The 15141-nt window shown below is 61.0% G+C and carries 18 protein-coding genes; 12 read left to right on the top strand and 6 right to left on the bottom strand.

The features are described from left to right. Positions 1 to 3: 3 nt before the first annotated feature. Both clpB and G5380_RS13315 read left to right on the top strand, forming a co-directional pair. Positions 4 to 2577 carry an ATP-dependent chaperone ClpB gene (clpB, locus tag G5380_RS13320; protein WP_005356335.1) on the top strand — a complete coding sequence of 858 codons (2574 nt, stop codon included), beginning with the start codon at positions 4 to 6 and terminating at the stop codon, positions 2575 to 2577. 60 nt (positions 2578 to 2637) lie between these two features. Next, the gene (locus tag G5380_RS13315) at positions 2638 to 3462 is read left to right on the top strand and encodes an MBL fold metallo-hydrolase (protein WP_421352806.1); all 825 of its coding nucleotides are present in this window, start codon (positions 2638 to 2640) and stop codon (positions 3460 to 3462) included. 208 nt (positions 3463 to 3670) lie between these two features. Here G5380_RS13315 and asnA read toward each other — a convergent pair whose 3' ends face one another. Then, entirely contained in the window at positions 3671 to 4663 is a 993-nt protein-coding gene (gene asnA / locus G5380_RS13310) for an aspartate--ammonia ligase (protein ID WP_194494708.1), read from the bottom strand. 154 nt (positions 4664 to 4817) lie between these two features. Here asnA and asnC point away from each other — a divergent pair, with 154 nt between their 5' ends. Beyond that, on the top strand, positions 4818 to 5279 hold the full coding sequence (gene asnC / locus G5380_RS13305) for a transcriptional regulator AsnC (RefSeq protein WP_005339783.1): 462 nt from the start codon (positions 4818 to 4820) through the stop codon (positions 5277 to 5279). Between the two features lie 63 nt (positions 5280 to 5342). Here the strand turns inward: asnC and G5380_RS13300 are convergent, their stop codons facing one another. Beyond that, positions 5343 to 6107 (bottom strand): substrate-binding periplasmic protein, encoded by a 765-nt coding sequence (locus G5380_RS13300; protein ID WP_421209076.1) that lies wholly within the window; start codon positions 6105 to 6107, stop codon positions 5343 to 5345. An 87-nt stretch (positions 6108 to 6194) separates the two neighbouring features. On the opposite strand from G5380_RS13300, the gene G5380_RS13295 reads away from it, so the two are divergent. Beyond that, on the top strand, positions 6195 to 6731 hold the full coding sequence (locus G5380_RS13295; RefSeq protein WP_064338940.1) for a DUF2301 domain-containing membrane protein: 537 nt from the start codon (positions 6195 to 6197) through the stop codon (positions 6729 to 6731). Here the strand turns inward: G5380_RS13295 and G5380_RS13290 are convergent. Beyond that, positions 6728 to 7132, bottom strand: coding sequence for a CBS domain-containing protein (locus G5380_RS13290; RefSeq protein ID WP_216979929.1), 405 nt, complete (start codon positions 7130 to 7132; stop codon positions 6728 to 6730). The two genes, G5380_RS13295 and G5380_RS13290, sit on opposite strands and share 4 nt — an antisense overlap. A 162-nt stretch (positions 7133 to 7294) precedes the next feature. Here G5380_RS13290 and G5380_RS13285 point away from each other — a divergent pair, with 162 nt between their 5' ends. Then, a complete protein-coding gene (locus tag G5380_RS13285; protein WP_216952245.1) occupies positions 7295 to 7999 on the top strand; it encodes an SDR family oxidoreductase in 705 nt (234 codons plus the stop codon). Here the strand turns inward: G5380_RS13285 and G5380_RS13280 are convergent. Further along, entirely contained in the window at positions 7925 to 8500 is a 576-nt protein-coding gene (locus G5380_RS13280; protein ID WP_216952244.1) for a 2-amino-4-hydroxy-6-hydroxymethyldihydropteridine diphosphokinase, read from the bottom strand. The two genes, G5380_RS13285 and G5380_RS13280, sit on opposite strands and share 75 nt — an antisense overlap. 124 nt (positions 8501 to 8624) lie before the next feature. Between G5380_RS13280 and G5380_RS13275 the strand changes: the two genes are divergently transcribed. From G5380_RS13275 to G5380_RS13260, 4 genes are all read left to right on the top strand, one after another. Beyond that, positions 8625 to 8717 carry a YnhF family membrane protein gene (locus G5380_RS13275; RefSeq protein WP_216952243.1) on the top strand — a complete coding sequence of 31 codons (93 nt, stop codon included), beginning with the start codon at positions 8625 to 8627 and terminating at the stop codon, positions 8715 to 8717. Positions 8718 to 8820: 103 nt separating this feature from the next. After that, positions 8821 to 10230 (top strand): sensor histidine kinase, encoded by a 1410-nt coding sequence (locus G5380_RS13270; protein ID WP_421252063.1) that lies wholly within the window; start codon positions 8821 to 8823, stop codon positions 10228 to 10230. Then, positions 10227 to 10745 carry a hypothetical protein gene (locus G5380_RS13265; protein ID WP_227341794.1) on the top strand — a complete coding sequence of 173 codons (519 nt, stop codon included), beginning with the start codon at positions 10227 to 10229 and terminating at the stop codon, positions 10743 to 10745. Before G5380_RS13270 ends, G5380_RS13265 begins: the two co-directional genes overlap by 4 nt. Beyond that, positions 10742 to 12022: a sigma 54-interacting transcriptional regulator gene (locus G5380_RS13260; protein ID WP_421223022.1), complete on the top strand. Its 1281-nt coding sequence runs from the start codon at positions 10742 to 10744 to the stop codon at positions 12020 to 12022. The genes G5380_RS13265 and G5380_RS13260 overlap by 4 nt, the downstream gene beginning before the upstream one ends. Position 12023: 1 nt before the next feature. Here the strand turns inward: G5380_RS13260 and G5380_RS13255 are convergent, their stop codons facing one another. Further along, a complete protein-coding gene (locus tag G5380_RS13255; protein ID WP_005339809.1) occupies positions 12024 to 12506 on the bottom strand; it encodes a DUF1097 domain-containing protein in 483 nt (160 codons plus the stop codon). A 369-nt stretch (positions 12507 to 12875) separates the two neighbouring features. On the opposite strand from G5380_RS13255, the gene msrP reads away from it, so the two are divergent. Together msrP and msrQ are read left to right on the top strand one after the other, a co-directional pair. Continuing rightward, the gene (gene msrP, locus G5380_RS13250) at positions 12876 to 13877 is read left to right on the top strand and encodes a protein-methionine-sulfoxide reductase catalytic subunit MsrP (RefSeq protein WP_421352805.1); all 1002 of its coding nucleotides are present in this window, start codon (positions 12876 to 12878) and stop codon (positions 13875 to 13877) included. Then, positions 13868 to 14494 carry a protein-methionine-sulfoxide reductase heme-binding subunit MsrQ gene (gene msrQ / locus G5380_RS13245; protein WP_421209075.1) on the top strand — a complete coding sequence of 209 codons (627 nt, stop codon included), beginning with the start codon at positions 13868 to 13870 and terminating at the stop codon, positions 14492 to 14494. Before msrP ends, msrQ begins: the two co-directional genes overlap by 10 nt. On the opposite strand, the gene G5380_RS13240 is transcribed toward msrQ, so the two are convergent. Continuing rightward, positions 14491 to 14739, bottom strand: coding sequence for a PepSY domain-containing protein (locus G5380_RS13240; protein WP_013724184.1), 249 nt, complete (start codon positions 14737 to 14739; stop codon positions 14491 to 14493). The two genes, msrQ and G5380_RS13240, sit on opposite strands and share 4 nt — an antisense overlap. Positions 14740 to 14802: 63 nt before the next feature. On the opposite strand from G5380_RS13240, the gene G5380_RS13235 reads away from it, so the two are divergent. Further along, complete coding sequence (locus G5380_RS13235; RefSeq protein ID WP_005339825.1) at positions 14803 to 15141, top strand: PepSY domain-containing protein; 339 nt, start codon at positions 14803 to 14805, stop codon at positions 15139 to 15141.

The following is a 15141-nucleotide window of genomic DNA, read 5'->3' as shown; positions in this document are numbered from 1 at the left end:
GCAATGCGCCTCGATCGCCTGACCAGCAAATTCCAGATTGCTATTTCCGATGCCCAGTCTCTTGCGCTGGGTCGTGACCACCAATTTATCGAACCCGTCCATCTGATGACCGCACTGGTCAATCAGGATGGCGGCTCCATCCGTCCGTTGCTCACCCTGACCGGGATGGATATCAACGCCCTGCGCTCCCGTCTCGGTGAGGAGCTGGATCGCCTGCCGCGCGTCAGCGGCGTGGAAGGGGACGTGCAGCTCTCCAACGGCCTCGGCCGCCTGCTCAACGTCTGCGACAAACTGGCCCAGCAGCGCAAGGATCAGTTCATCTCCTCCGAACTGTTCGTGCTGGCTGCCCTCGACGACAAGGGAACGCTGGGCGAGCTGTTGCGCGCCCAGGGGCTGACCAAGGAAAAACTCGAAGCGGCCATCGACAAGGTGCGTGGCGGCAAGAAGGTGGAAGATGCCAACGCCGAGGAGAACCGTCAGGCGCTGGAGAAGTACACCATCGATCTGACCGAGCGGGCCGAAATCGGCAAACTCGACCCGGTGATCGGCCGTGATGACGAGATCCGCCGTACCATTCAGGTGCTGCAACGCCGCACCAAGAACAACCCCGTGCTGATCGGGGCTCCCGGTGTCGGTAAAACCGCCATCGTCGAGGGACTGGCCCAGCGCATCATCAATGGCGAAGTACCGGAAGGGCTCAAGAACAAGCGGGTGCTGTCGCTGGACATGGGGGCGCTGGTGGCCGGTGCCAAGTATCGCGGCGAGTTTGAAGAGCGGCTCAAGGCTGTACTGACCGATCTCGCCAAGGAGGAGGGCAATGTCATCCTCTTTATCGACGAGTTGCACACCATGGTCGGCGCCGGCAAGGGCGAAGGGGCCATGGACGCGGGCAACATGCTGAAACCTGCGCTGGCCCGTGGCGACCTGCACTGCGTCGGCGCCACCACCTTGGATGAGTACCGTCAGTACATCGAGAAAGATGCCGCGCTGGAGCGCCGTTTCCAGAAGGTGCTGGTGGAAGAGCCGAGCGTGGAGGACACCATCGCCATTCTGCGCGGCCTGAAAGAGCGTTACGAGCTGCACCACCATGTGCAGATCACCGATCCTGCCATCGTGGCGGCGGCCCAGCTGTCCCACCGCTACATCGCGGATCGCCAGCTGCCGGACAAGGCCATCGACCTCATCGACGAGGCAGCAGCCAGCATCCGGTTGCAGATCGACTCCAAGCCGGAAGCGCTCGATCGCCTCGAGCGGCGCATCATCCAGCTCAAGCTGGAGCAGCAGGCGCTGATGAAGGAGGACGACGATGCCAGCCGCAAACGACTGGAGCTGATCAATCAGGAGATTGGCGAAAAAGATCGGGAATACAACGAGCTGGACGAAGTGTGGAAGGCCGAGAAAGCCGCTCTCGCCGGCACCCAGCATATCAAGGCTGCGCTGGAGCAGGCCCGTCAGGATCTCGATGTGGCGCGCCGCGCAGGCGACCTGGGTCGGATGTCCGAGCTGCAATATGGCCGCATTCCGGAGCTGGAGAAACAGCTGGATCTCGCCACTCAGGCCGAGATGCAGGAGACCAGCCTGCTGCGCAACCGGGTCACCGATGTGGAGATCGCAGACGTCCTGGCCCGCTGGACCGGTATTCCGGTCGCCCGCATGCTGGAAGGGGAGCGCGACAAGCTGCTGCGGATGGAAGATCAGCTGCACAGCCGGGTGATTGGTCAGGAGGAGGCGGTCGATGCGGTCTCCAACGCCATTCGTCGCTCCCGTGCCGGTCTCTCCGACCCTAACCGCCCCATCGGCTCCTTCCTGTTCCTGGGGCCCACCGGGGTGGGCAAGACCGAGCTGTGCAAGGCGCTGGCCGAGTTCCTGTTCGATACCCAGGATGCCATGGTGCGGATCGACATGTCGGAGTTCATGGAGAAACACAGCGTGGCCCGTCTGGTGGGGGCGCCTCCCGGATACGTGGGTTATGAAGAGGGTGGTTATCTGACCGAGGCGGTGCGCCGTCGTCCCTACTCGGTGATCCTGCTGGACGAGGTGGAGAAGGCGCATCCGGATGTGTTCAACATCCTGTTGCAGGTGCTGGACGATGGCCGCCTGACCGATGGTCAGGGTCGGACCGTCGATTTCCGCAACTCGGTGGTGATCATGACCTCCAACCTCGGGTCGGATCTCATTCAGGAGCACCACTCCGAGAAGGATTACGACGAGATGAAGGCCATGCTGATGGATGTGCTGACCCGCAGTTTCCGGCCGGAGTTTATCAACCGGATCGACGAGACGGTGGTGTTCCATCCCCTCGGCGAGGAGCACATCAAGTCCATCGCTCGGATCCAGCTCAAGAGCCTGATGGGCCGTCTTGAGGCTCAGGGTTACGAGGTGGAGGTGAGCGAAGCGCTGCTCGAGAAGCTGGTGCATGCCGGGTTCGACCCCGTCTACGGGGCGCGTCCCCTCAAGCGGGCGATCCAGCAGAAGGTGGAGAACCCGCTGGCGCAGGCGCTGCTCTCCGGCCGCATCGTGCCGGGCAAAAAACTGGTGCTGGGGGCCGACAGCAACGGCCTCACCATGACCCAGTAATGGGATTGTCGATGAAAAACGCAGGCCTCGTGCCTGCGTTTTGTTTTCAGGGGGAGCGAGATGCTGAAGTTTTCCGTGCTGGTGGATGATGACGTTCATCTGCCTGGCTGTCTGCCCGAGCGAGGGTTGGCGTTGCTGCTGGAGTGTGACGGCCTCAGGGTGCTGTTTGACAGCGGCCGTGGCCGGGTGCTGCGCCACAACGCCGCCGTGATGGGGATCGATCTCGCCTCGCTCACCCATGTGGTGCTCTCCCACGGTCATTACGACCACGTGGGCGGGGTCGGCTCGCTGCCTGCCTATCCAAGACCCATCCCGCTCATCGCCTGTCCGGATGTGTTTTGCGAGCGGGGCTACTTCCTGTCGCTGCCCTTCTGGCGGCGCAACCTCTATCGCCTGTCGGGGGAGCTGGCTCGGGAGTCGCTGCCGGCCAAGGGCTTGCTTCCCCACTGCTCGGCCGAGCCGGTGTGGCTCTCGGATCATCTGGTGTTCCTCGGCAGCATTGTGCGGCGCGACCGGGCTGCGCCTTCGCTGCTCGGCTACATAGTGCGGGGTGGGCGGGTGGAGAAGGATCTTATCAGTGACGACTCGGCGCTGGCCTACAAGAGCGAGCAGGGGCTCATCGTCTTTATCGGCTGCGGTCACGCCGGGGTCGAGAACATCATCGCGCGGGCCAAGGAGGTGTGTGGCGACGAGCGGATCCACGCCGTCATCGGCGGCCTGCACCTGAAGTTTTCCAGCCCAGAGCGGGTGGTGGCGCTCGGCACCTATCTGCAGGAAGAGGCGGTGGATCAGTTGTTTGCCTGCCACTGCACCGGCAGCAGAAAGGCGAGGTTGCCGCGCCAGCGCCAGATCGGGGCCGGGTTCGATCACAGTTTTTCGGCCTAAAAAAACGGCAATCCGAAGATTGCCGGGAGGAATGTAGTGAAGCGACCTGACGTGGGTTGAGCGGGTCGCAGGGGCAAGCCCCGATTTCGAAACAAAACCGCTAACGGCCTTGCGTCTTACAGCCTGCCGGGGATGCGCTCGCTCAACCCCGACGGCCACCTGCCTGTTGCCATGCCGGCTGAGATGTCGCCGGCATGGCCTTCATTCGTTACAGCATGCCTTGCACGGCAGCTTTCATCTCGGCTGGCCAGACGCCAACCTGTACCTGACCGATATGCTCTTTTTGCAGCAACAGCATGGCCAGACGAGATTGGCCGATGCCGCCGCCGATGGTCTGCGGCATCCGTGCGGCCAGCAGATCCTGATGCCAGTCGTACTGCAGGCGATCTTCATCGCCGGTGATGGCCAGCTGGCGGCGCAACGCCTCGGCGTCGACCCGGATCCCCATGGAGGAGATCTCGAAGCTGTCTTGCAGCACCGGGTTCCACACCAGAATGTCGCCGTTCAGACCTGCCAGACCCAGCTCGTTGTGGCTGCTCCAGTCGTCATAGTCCGGGGCGCGCACATCGTGACGCTCACCGTGGGAGAGGGCACCGCCGATGCCGATCAGGAACACGGCCCCCAGCTCTTTGGCGATGGCACGCTCGCGCCCCTTGGCATCGAGGTCCGGGTAACGGGCCAGCAGCTCTTCGCTGTGCAGGAACTGGATCTCGGCTGGCAGGAAGGGGGTCAGCTCATGTTCGGCGCAGACTGCGCGCTCGGTGGCCTTGATGGCGGCCCAGATGCCGCGCACGGTTTCTTGCAGATAGGCGAGATCGCGGCGCTCGCTCGGCATCACCTTCTCCCAGTCCCACTGATCCACGTAGACGGAGTGGATGGGGGTGAGGCGATCCTCGTCCGGACGCAGCGCCTTCATGTGGGTGTAGATCCCTTCGCCCGGGCCGAAGCCGAAGCGACCCAGGGTCTGGCGCTTCCATTTGGCCAGTGAATGGACCACTTCGTAGCTGTGCTCCGGCAGGGTCTTCACTTTGACCTGCACTGCATTCTCGTGGCCAGAGAGGTTGTCCTGAGTGCCATCACCGACTCGGCTCAGAATGGGGGCTTGCACCTCCATCAAACCCAGTTGTTGGGCGAGTTGGCGGGAGAACATCTCTTTGACGAAGCTGATCTGCTGTTGGCTGCGAATGTAGTGCTGTTTCATGCTGAATTCCTGTTTCAAACCCCGGTGGATGAGGTGATTCTTCAACGGAATGCCAACTAAATTCAATATTCGATAATAGAAATAGGCTTTGTGTATTTTTTTATTCAAAATAAGCCGTCATTTAATGAAGTATCGTCAACGGAGGTGCAAAAAAATGCCGGAAAATTACCGAATCGATAATCTCGATCAGGCCATCCTCACCGCTCTGATGGAGAATGCGCGGATCCCTTACGCAGAACTTGCGAAACAACTGGCGGTCAGCCCGGGCACCATCCATGTGCGGGTGGAGAAGATGAAACAGGCGGGGATCATCGAGGGGACACGGGTGCAGGTTAACCCCAAGAAGCTGGGTTACGACGTCTGCTGCTTTATCGGGATCAATCTGAAGAGCGCCAAGGATTACCCCTCGGCACTGGCCAAGCTGCAGGCGCTGGACGAGGTGGTGGAGGCCTACTACACCACCGGCCACTACAGCATCTTCATGAAGGTGATGACCCGCTCCATCGACGAGCTGCAGATAGTGCTGATCAACAAGATCCAGACCATCGACGAGATCCAATCCACTGAAACCCTGATTTCGCTGCAGAATCCGATCCTGCGGGACGTGAAACCTTGAGTCGGTGTGCATAAGGGGGAGGGCGTAGAGATCCAGCTCCCGTGCGAAACCCTGACCCCTTGATCAGGGTTCGAGATAGGGGATGGCGTACTTGTCGTAGAGGGTCTTGAGGCTGCCGTTGCGCTTCATGCGCAGCAGTTCGGCATCGTAGGCCGCCATCAGGGCGGGGGTCTGTGCATCCGCTCGTGCGCGGGCCCAGGTGTTGAAGTAGGGGCTGCTCTTGAGCGGTTTTGGCAGGTAATCGACCTTGCCCGTCAGCCCCTCCTCCTTGATCTGGGTGAAGGCGGTGACCAGCGGCATGGGCACGGTATCGATCCGTCCGGCCAGCAGTTTGCGCAGTTGCAGCTGGTTCATGGTGATCTCCTGGAACTGATAGGCAGGGTCGGTCATGGCCGCTGCCAGTTCAGGGGTGTAGGAGAAATCCTTGGTCACGCCGATGCGCCAGGGTTTGAGATCGGCCAGCGTTTCGTAGCGGATCTTCATCAGGTCCGCCTTGCGCACGAAGAAGTGCCAGCTGTGGCGAAGATGGGCCTGTTGGGGATAGATGAGATAACTCTCCCGCTCTGCCTTGTAGGAGTGGGTCATCACCAGATCGCAGGCGCCGGTTTCGGCATTGCGGGTGAGGCGGGCACCGGAATCGGCCAGCTCGATCCGAAAGGGCGTCTCCAGCTTGTCGAAGATGGTGGTGACTATGTCTATATCGAGTCCGCGGGGTTTCTGATCGGCATCGAGATACTTGAGCGGGGGCTCCATGGTGCCGCAGATCACCAGCTCTTTGGCGGGCAATCCGAGTGGAAACAGCAACCAAAACAGGGGGATCACACGCAAACTACGTCTCCTGAGCCCGTTTGAAGATATTCCAAGACCTGATTCCAGTATATTGGATGGCACCTGATCCGTTAGAAGCGACTGTTTATGGCAAATCCTGAAATCGAGAGCCCGCTAGACGGGATCGACAAGTTGACCGTCTCGCTCTACCGCCTTGGCTTGAGTGCGGCAGCCCTGTTGCTGCTTTGCCGCGGTGCGGCGCTGCTGAGCGGGATGGCACTGCTCCCGTCGGCACAATGGTTGATGTCGCTGGCAGTGGCAAGCGCAATCTGCGGCTTCTCGCTGCATATCTACGACAAGCGGATTCGCCTGATTCTGCAGGGATTTGGTTGGGGTGCACTGGCCCTGGCAGCGGTGGGGGCTCCGGATGCGTTGGTGCTGGGGGCGGCGTTGGCGACCCTCTCCGGGCTGGCGTTCAAGGAGCAGTTTTGCTTCGCCATTCCCGGCATCAAGCTGGTGCCCGTATTGCTGCCGGCGTTATGGCTGCTGGAGTGGTTGCGGGTGGAGTGGGCCGCCGCACTGGTGGCGCTGGCCTGCGGGGCCCTGTTGACCTTGCTGGCGCTGGCCAAGTGGCGGATGCCCCTGCACTTCGATATCGGTGACAAGGGGCGTTACCAGATCTAGGTCTGCTGGCACACCTTCATCTGCTGGTTGAGGGCCTGCATCACCTGACGGCGGCTGATGATGCCGACCACCTTGCCCTGTTGCTGCACCGGGTAGATCTTGGGCTTGGCGTCAGCCATCTGGCGGGCCAGCTCCAGAATACTGTCATCCGGCCCGACCGAGAGGGGCGAACGGTTCATCAGATCCTCCACCCGGGTGCGGGTATCGCAGTGGTAGCTGCCGGTGAGCAGGCTGGGAATGCAATCTTGTTCGGAAAGAAAGCCGATCAGCCGTTTCTGCTCATCCAGCACCGGCAGGCCGCCAAGACCCGATTGATGCAGGCGATCCAGCGCCTCGGCCAGGCCGAGTCCGGCAGTCAGGGAGTGGGTCAGGCGACCCATGTGGTGGTGTACTTTCAGCATGGTGGTAACTCCGCAAGAGGGGGATGCCGCCACTATGACGCGGGCGGGTAGCTCGCGACCAATGGCTTGTGCCGCAGGGATTGATAGGCACAAGCCATCGGCGGTGATCCGCTGGCAGGCGGGCTTCGTTCATGCAAGACCATGAAAGGGAAAGGAGATCGTATGCGTGCATTGGTTACGGGCTGCGGCCGTCGACTCGGATTTTATCTCTGTGAACAGCTGGTGGCAGCGGGTTGGCAGGTGACGGGCAGCTATCGCAGCGAGCGGCCGGAGCTGGCCACGCTGGCAGCACTGGGGGTCGAACTGGTGCTGGCGGATTTTGGTCGGGAAGAGGACGTTGGCAAGCTGATCGATGTGCTGGCTGCCCATCAGGATCTGGCGCTGGTGATCCACAACGCCTCGGCCTTCGAGCCGCAGGCAACTGATCCGGCGGCGCAACTGGCCCAATTCGAGCAGTTTTACCGGGTACACATGGCGGCCCCCTTCCAGCTAAACCGGGCGTTGGCCCCCCAGCTGGCCAGCAATCCCAACGCCAGCATCATTCACATCACCGATATCTATATCCATGCCCCGGCCCCCCGTTTTGCCAGCTATGTGGCGACCAAGGCGGGAGCCCATTCGCTGGCCATGAGCTTTGCCCGCGAGCTGGCGCCTGCGGTGCGGGTCAACACCATAGAGCCGGGGCCGATCCTGTTTCTCGACGAGCATGACGAGGCATGGCGCCAGCAGGTGTTGGCGAAAACACCGCTGGCGCGGGAGGGGGGACTTGAGCCCATCTGGCAGGCGGTGCAGTTACTGATGGGGAACAGTTATATGACGGGTGCCAGCATCAAGGTAGATGGCGGACGCGCGCTGGCCAACCTCTGAGGGGTTGCCGAGCACCAGCGGCCCCAGCCCGACCTGCCGGGTCAGCAAGCCCTTGCCGGGTTTGAGCTTGCCCGACTGGGCGGGGAGCGTCACTTGCAGCGCCACCTTGGGGTCATGCACCTCGCCATGGCCGTAGAGCTCTGCCAGCAGCTCCGCCAGATAGGAATCGACCTCTGCCGAGGCAAAGTCACCGCTCCTGTTGCTGGCCAGAATATCGATGTCGAGTGGCCGGTCGTGCACCTTGCAGAGCGGATCGCTGCGATCACGGCCGTGAGCCACCTCGAGGGCGACAAAGTGCTGCTTGAGGCGGGCGGCATCGAGCGGGCTCTCCACCACCAGCAGGCAGTTGAGAAAGTCGTGGCTGGAGTGCATTCCCACCGGCTTGGTGCGGATCACCGAACTCAGCCGAAGGGGACCGACGTTCTCAAACAGCTCGGCCAGCGCGCGGCTGACATGGATATGCGGGTCAATATTGGAACCAATGCTACACAGATAGAACATGCTGACCTTCCCGGGGTTGGGCTCATCTGAAATGTATACGCAGCTCACGGTTATCGGATTAACTATGGCTTAACATTGTCTTATCTATTGTGATCCGGCACTGATTGGCAGAAAGGAGGTTTGCATGAGTGTGGAGCTGAAATGGGCGCTGTTGACCGCTTCGGGTGCGCTGGCGCTGATCATGATTATCTGTCTGGCCTCTGTCGCGTTGGCGTGAATCACCACAATCCAGATAATCCAAACCGGCCTGTTGGCCGGTTTTGTTTTTCTGGGCGGTGCAGCTATGCTGGCGCACCGGTGAGAACGCAAGAGAAGAGATGATGACCAAGGTTCGCCCACGCTCCCTGCTGCAGGTGGTATTGATGGGATTCGTGCTGGTATTGATGCCGCTGGGCGGCATGATCTGGCACAACAGCACCTCCCTTGCCCACCTCAGCCAACTCACCAGCGACGAGATGGAGCGGGCGGTCAAGGATACCCGCCGCGCCACCCTGCTGACGGCGCAAGCCATCGATATCGAACGCACCTTGCGCCGCTTCGCGGTGCTGGGGGATCGCCGCAGCCTCACCAGCTACCAGCAGCAACTCGACGGGTATCGGGTGTTGCTGGCAGAACATCGCAGCTCTATCTCCGACGGTCAGCTCTACAGGGGGCTCGATCAGGGGCTGGCTTGGCTCGACAGCTTGCAGGATGCCGCGCTGGCCCAGGCTGCGGTGGCGGGGGACAAGCTAGAGCTGTTTAACGATGCCAACAAGCAGCTTGAGATGGTCACCCGCAGCCGGGTTGACGAACACATGGATCGGGTGCGACTCACCATCGCCGGACTGACCAGGGAGCTCTGGTGGGTGAGCGGCGCTGTAGCGGCGCTCAGCCTGCTGATGGTCTTTATCTTCACCTACCTGATCATCCACCCGGTACGACAGATTGAGTCGCGCATCTTGAGCCTGGGGGCGGGGGTCGAGCCGGATCCAAGGCCGGTAGATGGCCCCGCCGAGCTGGTGTTGCTGGGGGAGCGGATCCTCTGGCTTTACGACAAGCTCAAGGAGCTGGAGCAGCAAAAGTACCAGTTTCTGCGTCATGTTTCCCACGAGCTCAAGACCCCGCTAGCGGTGCTGCGGGAGGGGTCGGATCTGCTCTGCGAGCAGCTGGTCGGGCCGTTGACGCCGGATCAGCTGGAGATCTGCCAGATGCTGGACGAGAGCAGTCGCCGTTTGCAAACCCTGATCGAGCGGTTGCTCGACTTCAATCGACTCACCCAGCAGGAGGCATTTGAGCTGGAATCTGTCCCCCTGCTGCCCATGCTGTCAGAACTCACCATCGAGTACCGGTTGGCATTGGAGTCCAAGCAGATCCGTGTACACTTGCCGATCGGGCCGGTTACCCTGTGGGCGGAGCCCTACCGGTTGAGACTGATCCTCGATAACCTCTTCTCCAACGCTGTCAGTTACGGCGCCAGCGGGGGCAATATCTGGATCAGGGCAGGGCAGGATGAACAGACAAGCTGGCTGGAGGTAGCCAACGAGGGGCCAGAGATCCCCGCTGCCGATCAGCAACGTATTTTTGAACCCTTCGAACAAGGCAGTACAGTGCGACAAGGTGTATTGAAAGGCTCTGGTATGGGCCTCTCTATCGCACGGGAGTCTGCCCATAGTCTCGGAGGTGAGTTGGTTCTGGTGAAAGATGAACAGGCGGATGTCTGCTTCAGGTTGACGTTGAAAAGAGAACTATGAAGATACAGCGCGTATTTCCAGCCCTGATGATGGGGTTGCTCGCGGGTTGCGCCCTGCTGCCACAGCACGAACAGCAGAACTCCACCGATATCGCTTTTGCCAAGCGGATGGAGTTTGCCAACAAGGAGATGCAGGTACGTCTGCAATACTCCGACTGGTTGCTGGCCAGTCACCCCCAGCAGCGGATGCAGGAGCGTCAACGCCTGAAAGGGGCGGATGATCTGGAGAGCCGGGTCAGTCTGGCGATGGTGGATTCCCACCCGGCCGAATCGGTGGCCAATCGTACCGCCGGGCTGGCGCGCCTGAAGCAGATGCTGCCCGAGCTGGGTCTCGATGCGCAGGCATTTTTGCGCAGCTGGATCGCCCTCGGCGAACAGCTGCTGGCTCGCGACAGCCGACGCGATGATCAAAGTCAGGAGATCCAGCGGTTGCGTCGCCAGATCGAACAGCTGACCGCCATCGATGACCAGCTCAACCAGCGCAAGCTCAACGAGCATCGTGAGGTAATACCATGAGCCGGATCTTGCTGGTGGATGATGACGTCAGTCTGCTCAAGCTGATGAGCATGCGGCTGCGCAGTCAGGGTTATGAGGTGGATACTGCCGACAGTGCGGAAGGGGCCCTCGACCTGCTGCGCCAGCAGCGGGCCGATCTGGTGCTGAGCGATCTGCGGATGGGGGGCATGGACGGTCTGGCGCTGTTCGAGCGGATCCAGGCCCAGTGGCTGGGGCTGCCGGTGATCATCATGACCGCCCACGGCACCATCCCGGATGCCATTCAGGCGACCCGCTCCGGCGTCTTCAGCTTTTTGACCAAGCCCATTGACAAGGATGAGCTGCTGGCCACCATAGAGCATGCTCTCAGCCTGACCCGGCCGAAACAGCAGCAGGAGTGGCAGTCACTGATCCTGACCCGCAATCCCCAGTTGGAACAGTTACTGATCCAGGCTCACAGCATCGCCACCATGGAGGTGCCAGTACTGATCATGGGGCCGTCAGGCTCCGGCAAGGGGGCGATGGCGCAGGCGCTGCACCAGGCCAGCCAGCGCCGCGACAAGCCGCTCCATACCATCAACTGCGCCGCCATTCCGTGGGCGTCACTCGACTTGCAGCTGTTTGGTGAAGATGGTCAGTCCGGGCTGTTCGAGCAGGCCAAGGGGGCGACCCTGTTTCTCGACGAAATTGGCAGCCTGTCGGAATCCTTGCAGGCCAAGCTGCTGCAGGTGATGGAGGAGTATGGCCAGGGCACGCCGGAGGTGCGTGTGCTCAGCTCCAGCCATCAGGATCTGGTCAAGGCGATGGAGGAGGGACGCTTTCGGGAAGATCTCTTCTATCGTCTCAACGTCGCCAATATCACCTTACCGTCTCTCAGTGCCCGCAGTGAAGACATTCCGCTGCTGGCCAGACAGGCGCTGGATGATTATCGCTGCCGCCACAGCGACTGCGCCGCGATGGGCTTCTCGCCGGAGGCGCTGGCGATGTTGGCCGCAGCTGCCTGGCCCGGTAACGTGCGTCAGCTCTGCAATCTGGTGGAGCAACTCGCCAGCCTCTGTTGCAGCCCGGTGATCGGGGTCTCCATGGTTGAGTCCGCCCTGAGCGGCGGCGGTGGTGGCATCCCTTCCTTCAATGAGGCTCGTGCCGAATTCGAGAAGGAATATCTGATCCGTTTGCTGCGCACTACCGAGGGCAACGTGACTCTGGCGGCCAACCTGGCGGGTAGAAACCGCACCGATTTTTACAAGTTATTGAATCGGCACGGTATCGAAGCAGCAAACTTCAAATCGAAGGGATAAATCAGGCGGGATCAACCACAGCCGGAGCGGCATCGGCTTTTTGGGTTTTATGGGAGAGCCAGAGGCCGCTCGCCTTCATCAGGTAACCGAACAAGGCGCCAATGATGAGGGAGGGCAGGATCAGCCGCCACTCGCCAGCCGCCCCGAAGGTGGCACAGCAACCGGCAAAGGTGCCGGGAATGTAGCCGAGCCACTGCTGCTTGGCCTGTACGCACATCAGGGTTGCGACCACCCCCGTCATCACGTAACCCGCCACACCCGCTCCCCACAGACTGTCGCCATGGATCAGCAGCAGTGCCCACAGCATGCCGCTGGTGTTGCAGAAGATGGTCTGCAGCAGCGCCTTGTAGCCGCCGCTTGACGCGAAATAGCTGGTGCAGCCGAGAAAGCCGACCCAGGAGATAAGGCCGAACGCGACGGCAATCCAGCCCCAGACGGCGGAGAGAATTCCAGTAGTGATGGCGATGGCGATCAGTGGGCTCATGGGGGCGACTCTTCAGTTGGCTTCGCAAAATGGGCAGCCTACCCCCGGCAATTGGGGCGGCAAGCGGGGGCCGAATTGTGTGTGATCTTCATCACCCTTTTCAACTCAGGAATACGCTTGCGCTCGCGAAAAAAATTCATTGGTGACCGGCCTGACAGTCGGCCATAGTTAGAGGCCCTGTCCTGCTCATGGAGTGAGTCTGATGGCGCCAAATGTGATCGTTCCCCTGCTGGTGTTCGTAGTCCTGTTTCTGGTCGGCACCATGGCCAAGGCACTGCCCCTGCACCACATGATGTAAATTTGTGTGAAATAAAAATCTGCCGGGGCGGGTCTTATCCATACTGCCTCACTCAGCCCCGGGAGTTTTTAATGTTGATCAAGCGTCGTACCGCCCACCCCCTCACCGAACAGGATGTTACCCCGGAAGCCGTCTATCAGGACCGCCGCCTTATTCTCAAGGGGCTGGGTCTGGGCGCAGCCACCCTGGCGTTCCCCACTCAGGCCGGAGTGCTCGACCTGCTGCGCGGTAAAGAGGATGCCCCCCAATTAGCTACCAAACCGCTCAACAGCAAGCCTGCGGAGCGCCCGGCCAATCTGGTGCTGACACCGGAAGAGAAGGCCACCAGTTACAACAACTTCTATGAGCTCGGCACCGACAAGTCCGACCCGGCTCGCAACGCACATTACCTCAAGCCCGAACCCTGGACCCTCAAGGTGGAGGGGGAGGTGGCCAAGCCCTTTACCCTCGATGTGTGGGACCTCATCAACAAAAGCGAGCTGGAGGAGCGGATCTACCGGCTGCGCTGCGTTGAAGCCTGGTCCATGGTACTGCCCTGGAACGGCATCTCGCTGGCGGAGATTATCCGCCGTGCCGAGCCCACCAGTCGCGCCAAGTTTGTCGCCTTCGAAACCCTGTTTGATCCGAAACCGCTGCCGGGGCAGGCCTCCAGTTTGGGGGGCGGCATCGAGTATCCCTATGTGGAGGGGCTGCGTATCGACGAGGCGATGCACCCTCTCTCATTCCTTGCGATGGGGCTCTACGGCAAGACCCTGCCCGCCCAGAATGGCGCGCCGATCCGGCTGGTAGTGCCGTGGAAGTATGGCTTCAAGAGCATCAAGAGCATCGTCTCGATCCGGCTGGTAGAGGAGATGCCGCCCACCACCTGGAACCTGCTGGCTCCCAACGAATATGGCTTCTACGCCAACGTCAACCCGCAGGTGGATCACCCGCGCTGGAGCCAGGCAAGCGAGCGTTTCATCGGCGAGGGAGGAGTGTTTGGCGCCAAGCGTCAGCCGACCCTGATGTTCAACGGCTATGGTGACGAAGTCGCCTCGCTCTATCAGGGGATGGATCTGCGCCAATGGTACTGAGATTGAAACCGGCCCATATCAGCGGCTTGCGGGCGCTGGTGCATCTGTGCTCCCTCGGCTTCCTGCTCTGGCTGGTTTTTGCCATCCCGGCAGGCCTGCTGGGGGGCGATCCGGTGCCCGAGCTCATCCACTACCTCGGCAAGGGAGCGCTCAATCTGCTGCTGCTCACCCTGTTGGTCTCGCCGCTGGCCAAGCGCTGGCGGCAGGGGCAGCTCATCAAGCTGCGCCGCCCCCTCGGGCTCTGGTGTTTTGCCTGGGCGCTGCTCCACTTCATGGCGTGGCTGGGGCTGGATCTGCAGTTTGACTGGGGGCTGATTGGCGGCGAGCTGGTCAAGCGCAGCTACATAGTGGTGGGGATGGTGGCCCTGCTGCTGCTGGCCGCCCTCAGCATCACTTCGCTGCCCGCATTGCAGCGCAGCATGGGCGCTGCATGGCAGAAGCTGCACAACTGGGTCTATGCCATCGCCCTGCTGGTGCCGGTGCACTACTGGTGGTCGCTCAAGAGCGGTTGGGGGGAGCCCCTCATCTACCTGCTGCTGGCCTGCGCCCTGCTCTGGCCGAGGCGGGAGAAGCTGCTGCGCCCCATGCGGGGACGCTGGAATGCAAAAGAGGCCTAATCGGCCTCTTGTTGTTTGATCTCGCCAGTGTAGGCATCGACGATGAGATGCACCTTCTGATCCTGGCGATTGAGGGTTTTGACCTCGAATTTGTCCCCTTCCAGCTCCACTTCCCGAATGTCGTGATACCCTTGCGCCAGCAGGAGTTTGACCAGCCCGGCCATGTCGAGACGGCTCTGGGCCGCCCAGCTTGTGGCACTCAACAGGCAAAGGATCAGCAGGAAACTGCGCGGGATCATATTCATTCCGGATTCATGGCTGGCAGACTATAAACGCCATTATGTTAGGTTTTTGGAGATGAATCATCCATGAATAGAGCGCTCCCTCTGCTTGGGTTATTGCTGCCGTTGCTGGCACAGGCGGTCACGCCTGATGAAGCCATGCTGCAGCAAGCTGTCCATGAGGGACGGGTTCGGCCCTTCCATGAAATGATGGAGGTGGCGGCCAGATTGCCGGTGCGGGTGTTGCGGGTGGATCTGGGAGAAGAGGATGGTATCTGGCTCTATGAACTGCGAGTCATCGATCGGGAAAACAGCGTGATCAAGGTAGCCTATCGGGCCGACAACCTTGAGCTGGTGTGGGCCAAGGGCCACCATCTGGAGCGGTTGTTCGAACCACCAAAGCCCCCGGTCGAGGATGATGAATAA

Origin of the sequence: Aeromonas sp. 604443 (genome assembly GCF_049170315.1) — a bacterium.
In the GTDB taxonomy this organism is placed as follows: domain Bacteria; phylum Pseudomonadota; class Gammaproteobacteria; order Enterobacterales; family Aeromonadaceae; genus Aeromonas; species Aeromonas veronii_A.
The sequence above is the reverse complement of the archived record's forward strand: the minus strand, read 5'-3'. Positions and strand labels throughout refer to the sequence as shown.

Coding starts and splice junctions, on each gene's coding strand:
- clpB (WP_005356335.1), top strand. CDS start 4: ATGCGCCTCGATCGCCTGACCAGCAAATTCCAGATTGCTATTTCCGAT.
- G5380_RS13315 (WP_421352806.1), top strand. CDS start 2,638: ATGCTGAAGTTTTCCGTGCTGGTGGATGATGACGTTCATCTGCCTGGC.
- asnA (WP_194494708.1), bottom strand. CDS start 4,663: ATGAAACAGCACTACATTCGCAGCCAACAGCAGATCAGCTTCGTCAAA.
- asnC (WP_005339783.1), top strand. CDS start 4,818: ATGCCGGAAAATTACCGAATCGATAATCTCGATCAGGCCATCCTCACC.
- G5380_RS13295 (WP_064338940.1), top strand. CDS start 6,195: ATGGCAAATCCTGAAATCGAGAGCCCGCTAGACGGGATCGACAAGTTG.
- G5380_RS13290 (WP_216979929.1), bottom strand. CDS start 7,132: ATGCTGAAAGTACACCACCACATGGGTCGCCTGACCCACTCCCTGACT.
- G5380_RS13285 (WP_216952245.1), top strand. CDS start 7,295: ATGCGTGCATTGGTTACGGGCTGCGGCCGTCGACTCGGATTTTATCTC.
- G5380_RS13280 (WP_216952244.1), bottom strand. CDS start 8,500: ATGTTCTATCTGTGTAGCATTGGTTCCAATATTGACCCGCATATCCAT.
- G5380_RS13275 (WP_216952243.1), top strand. CDS start 8,625: ATGAGTGTGGAGCTGAAATGGGCGCTGTTGACCGCTTCGGGTGCGCTG.
- G5380_RS13270 (WP_421252063.1), top strand. CDS start 8,821: ATGACCAAGGTTCGCCCACGCTCCCTGCTGCAGGTGGTATTGATGGGA.
- G5380_RS13265 (WP_227341794.1), top strand. CDS start 10,227: ATGAAGATACAGCGCGTATTTCCAGCCCTGATGATGGGGTTGCTCGCG.
- G5380_RS13260 (WP_421223022.1), top strand. CDS start 10,742: ATGAGCCGGATCTTGCTGGTGGATGATGACGTCAGTCTGCTCAAGCTG.
- G5380_RS13255 (WP_005339809.1), bottom strand. CDS start 12,506: ATGAGCCCACTGATCGCCATCGCCATCACTACTGGAATTCTCTCCGCC.
- msrP (WP_421352805.1), top strand. CDS start 12,876: ATGTTGATCAAGCGTCGTACCGCCCACCCCCTCACCGAACAGGATGTT.
- msrQ (WP_421209075.1), top strand. CDS start 13,868: ATGGTACTGAGATTGAAACCGGCCCATATCAGCGGCTTGCGGGCGCTG.
- G5380_RS13240 (WP_013724184.1), bottom strand. CDS start 14,739: ATGAATATGATCCCGCGCAGTTTCCTGCTGATCCTTTGCCTGTTGAGT.
- G5380_RS13235 (WP_005339825.1), top strand. CDS start 14,803: ATGAATAGAGCGCTCCCTCTGCTTGGGTTATTGCTGCCGTTGCTGGCA.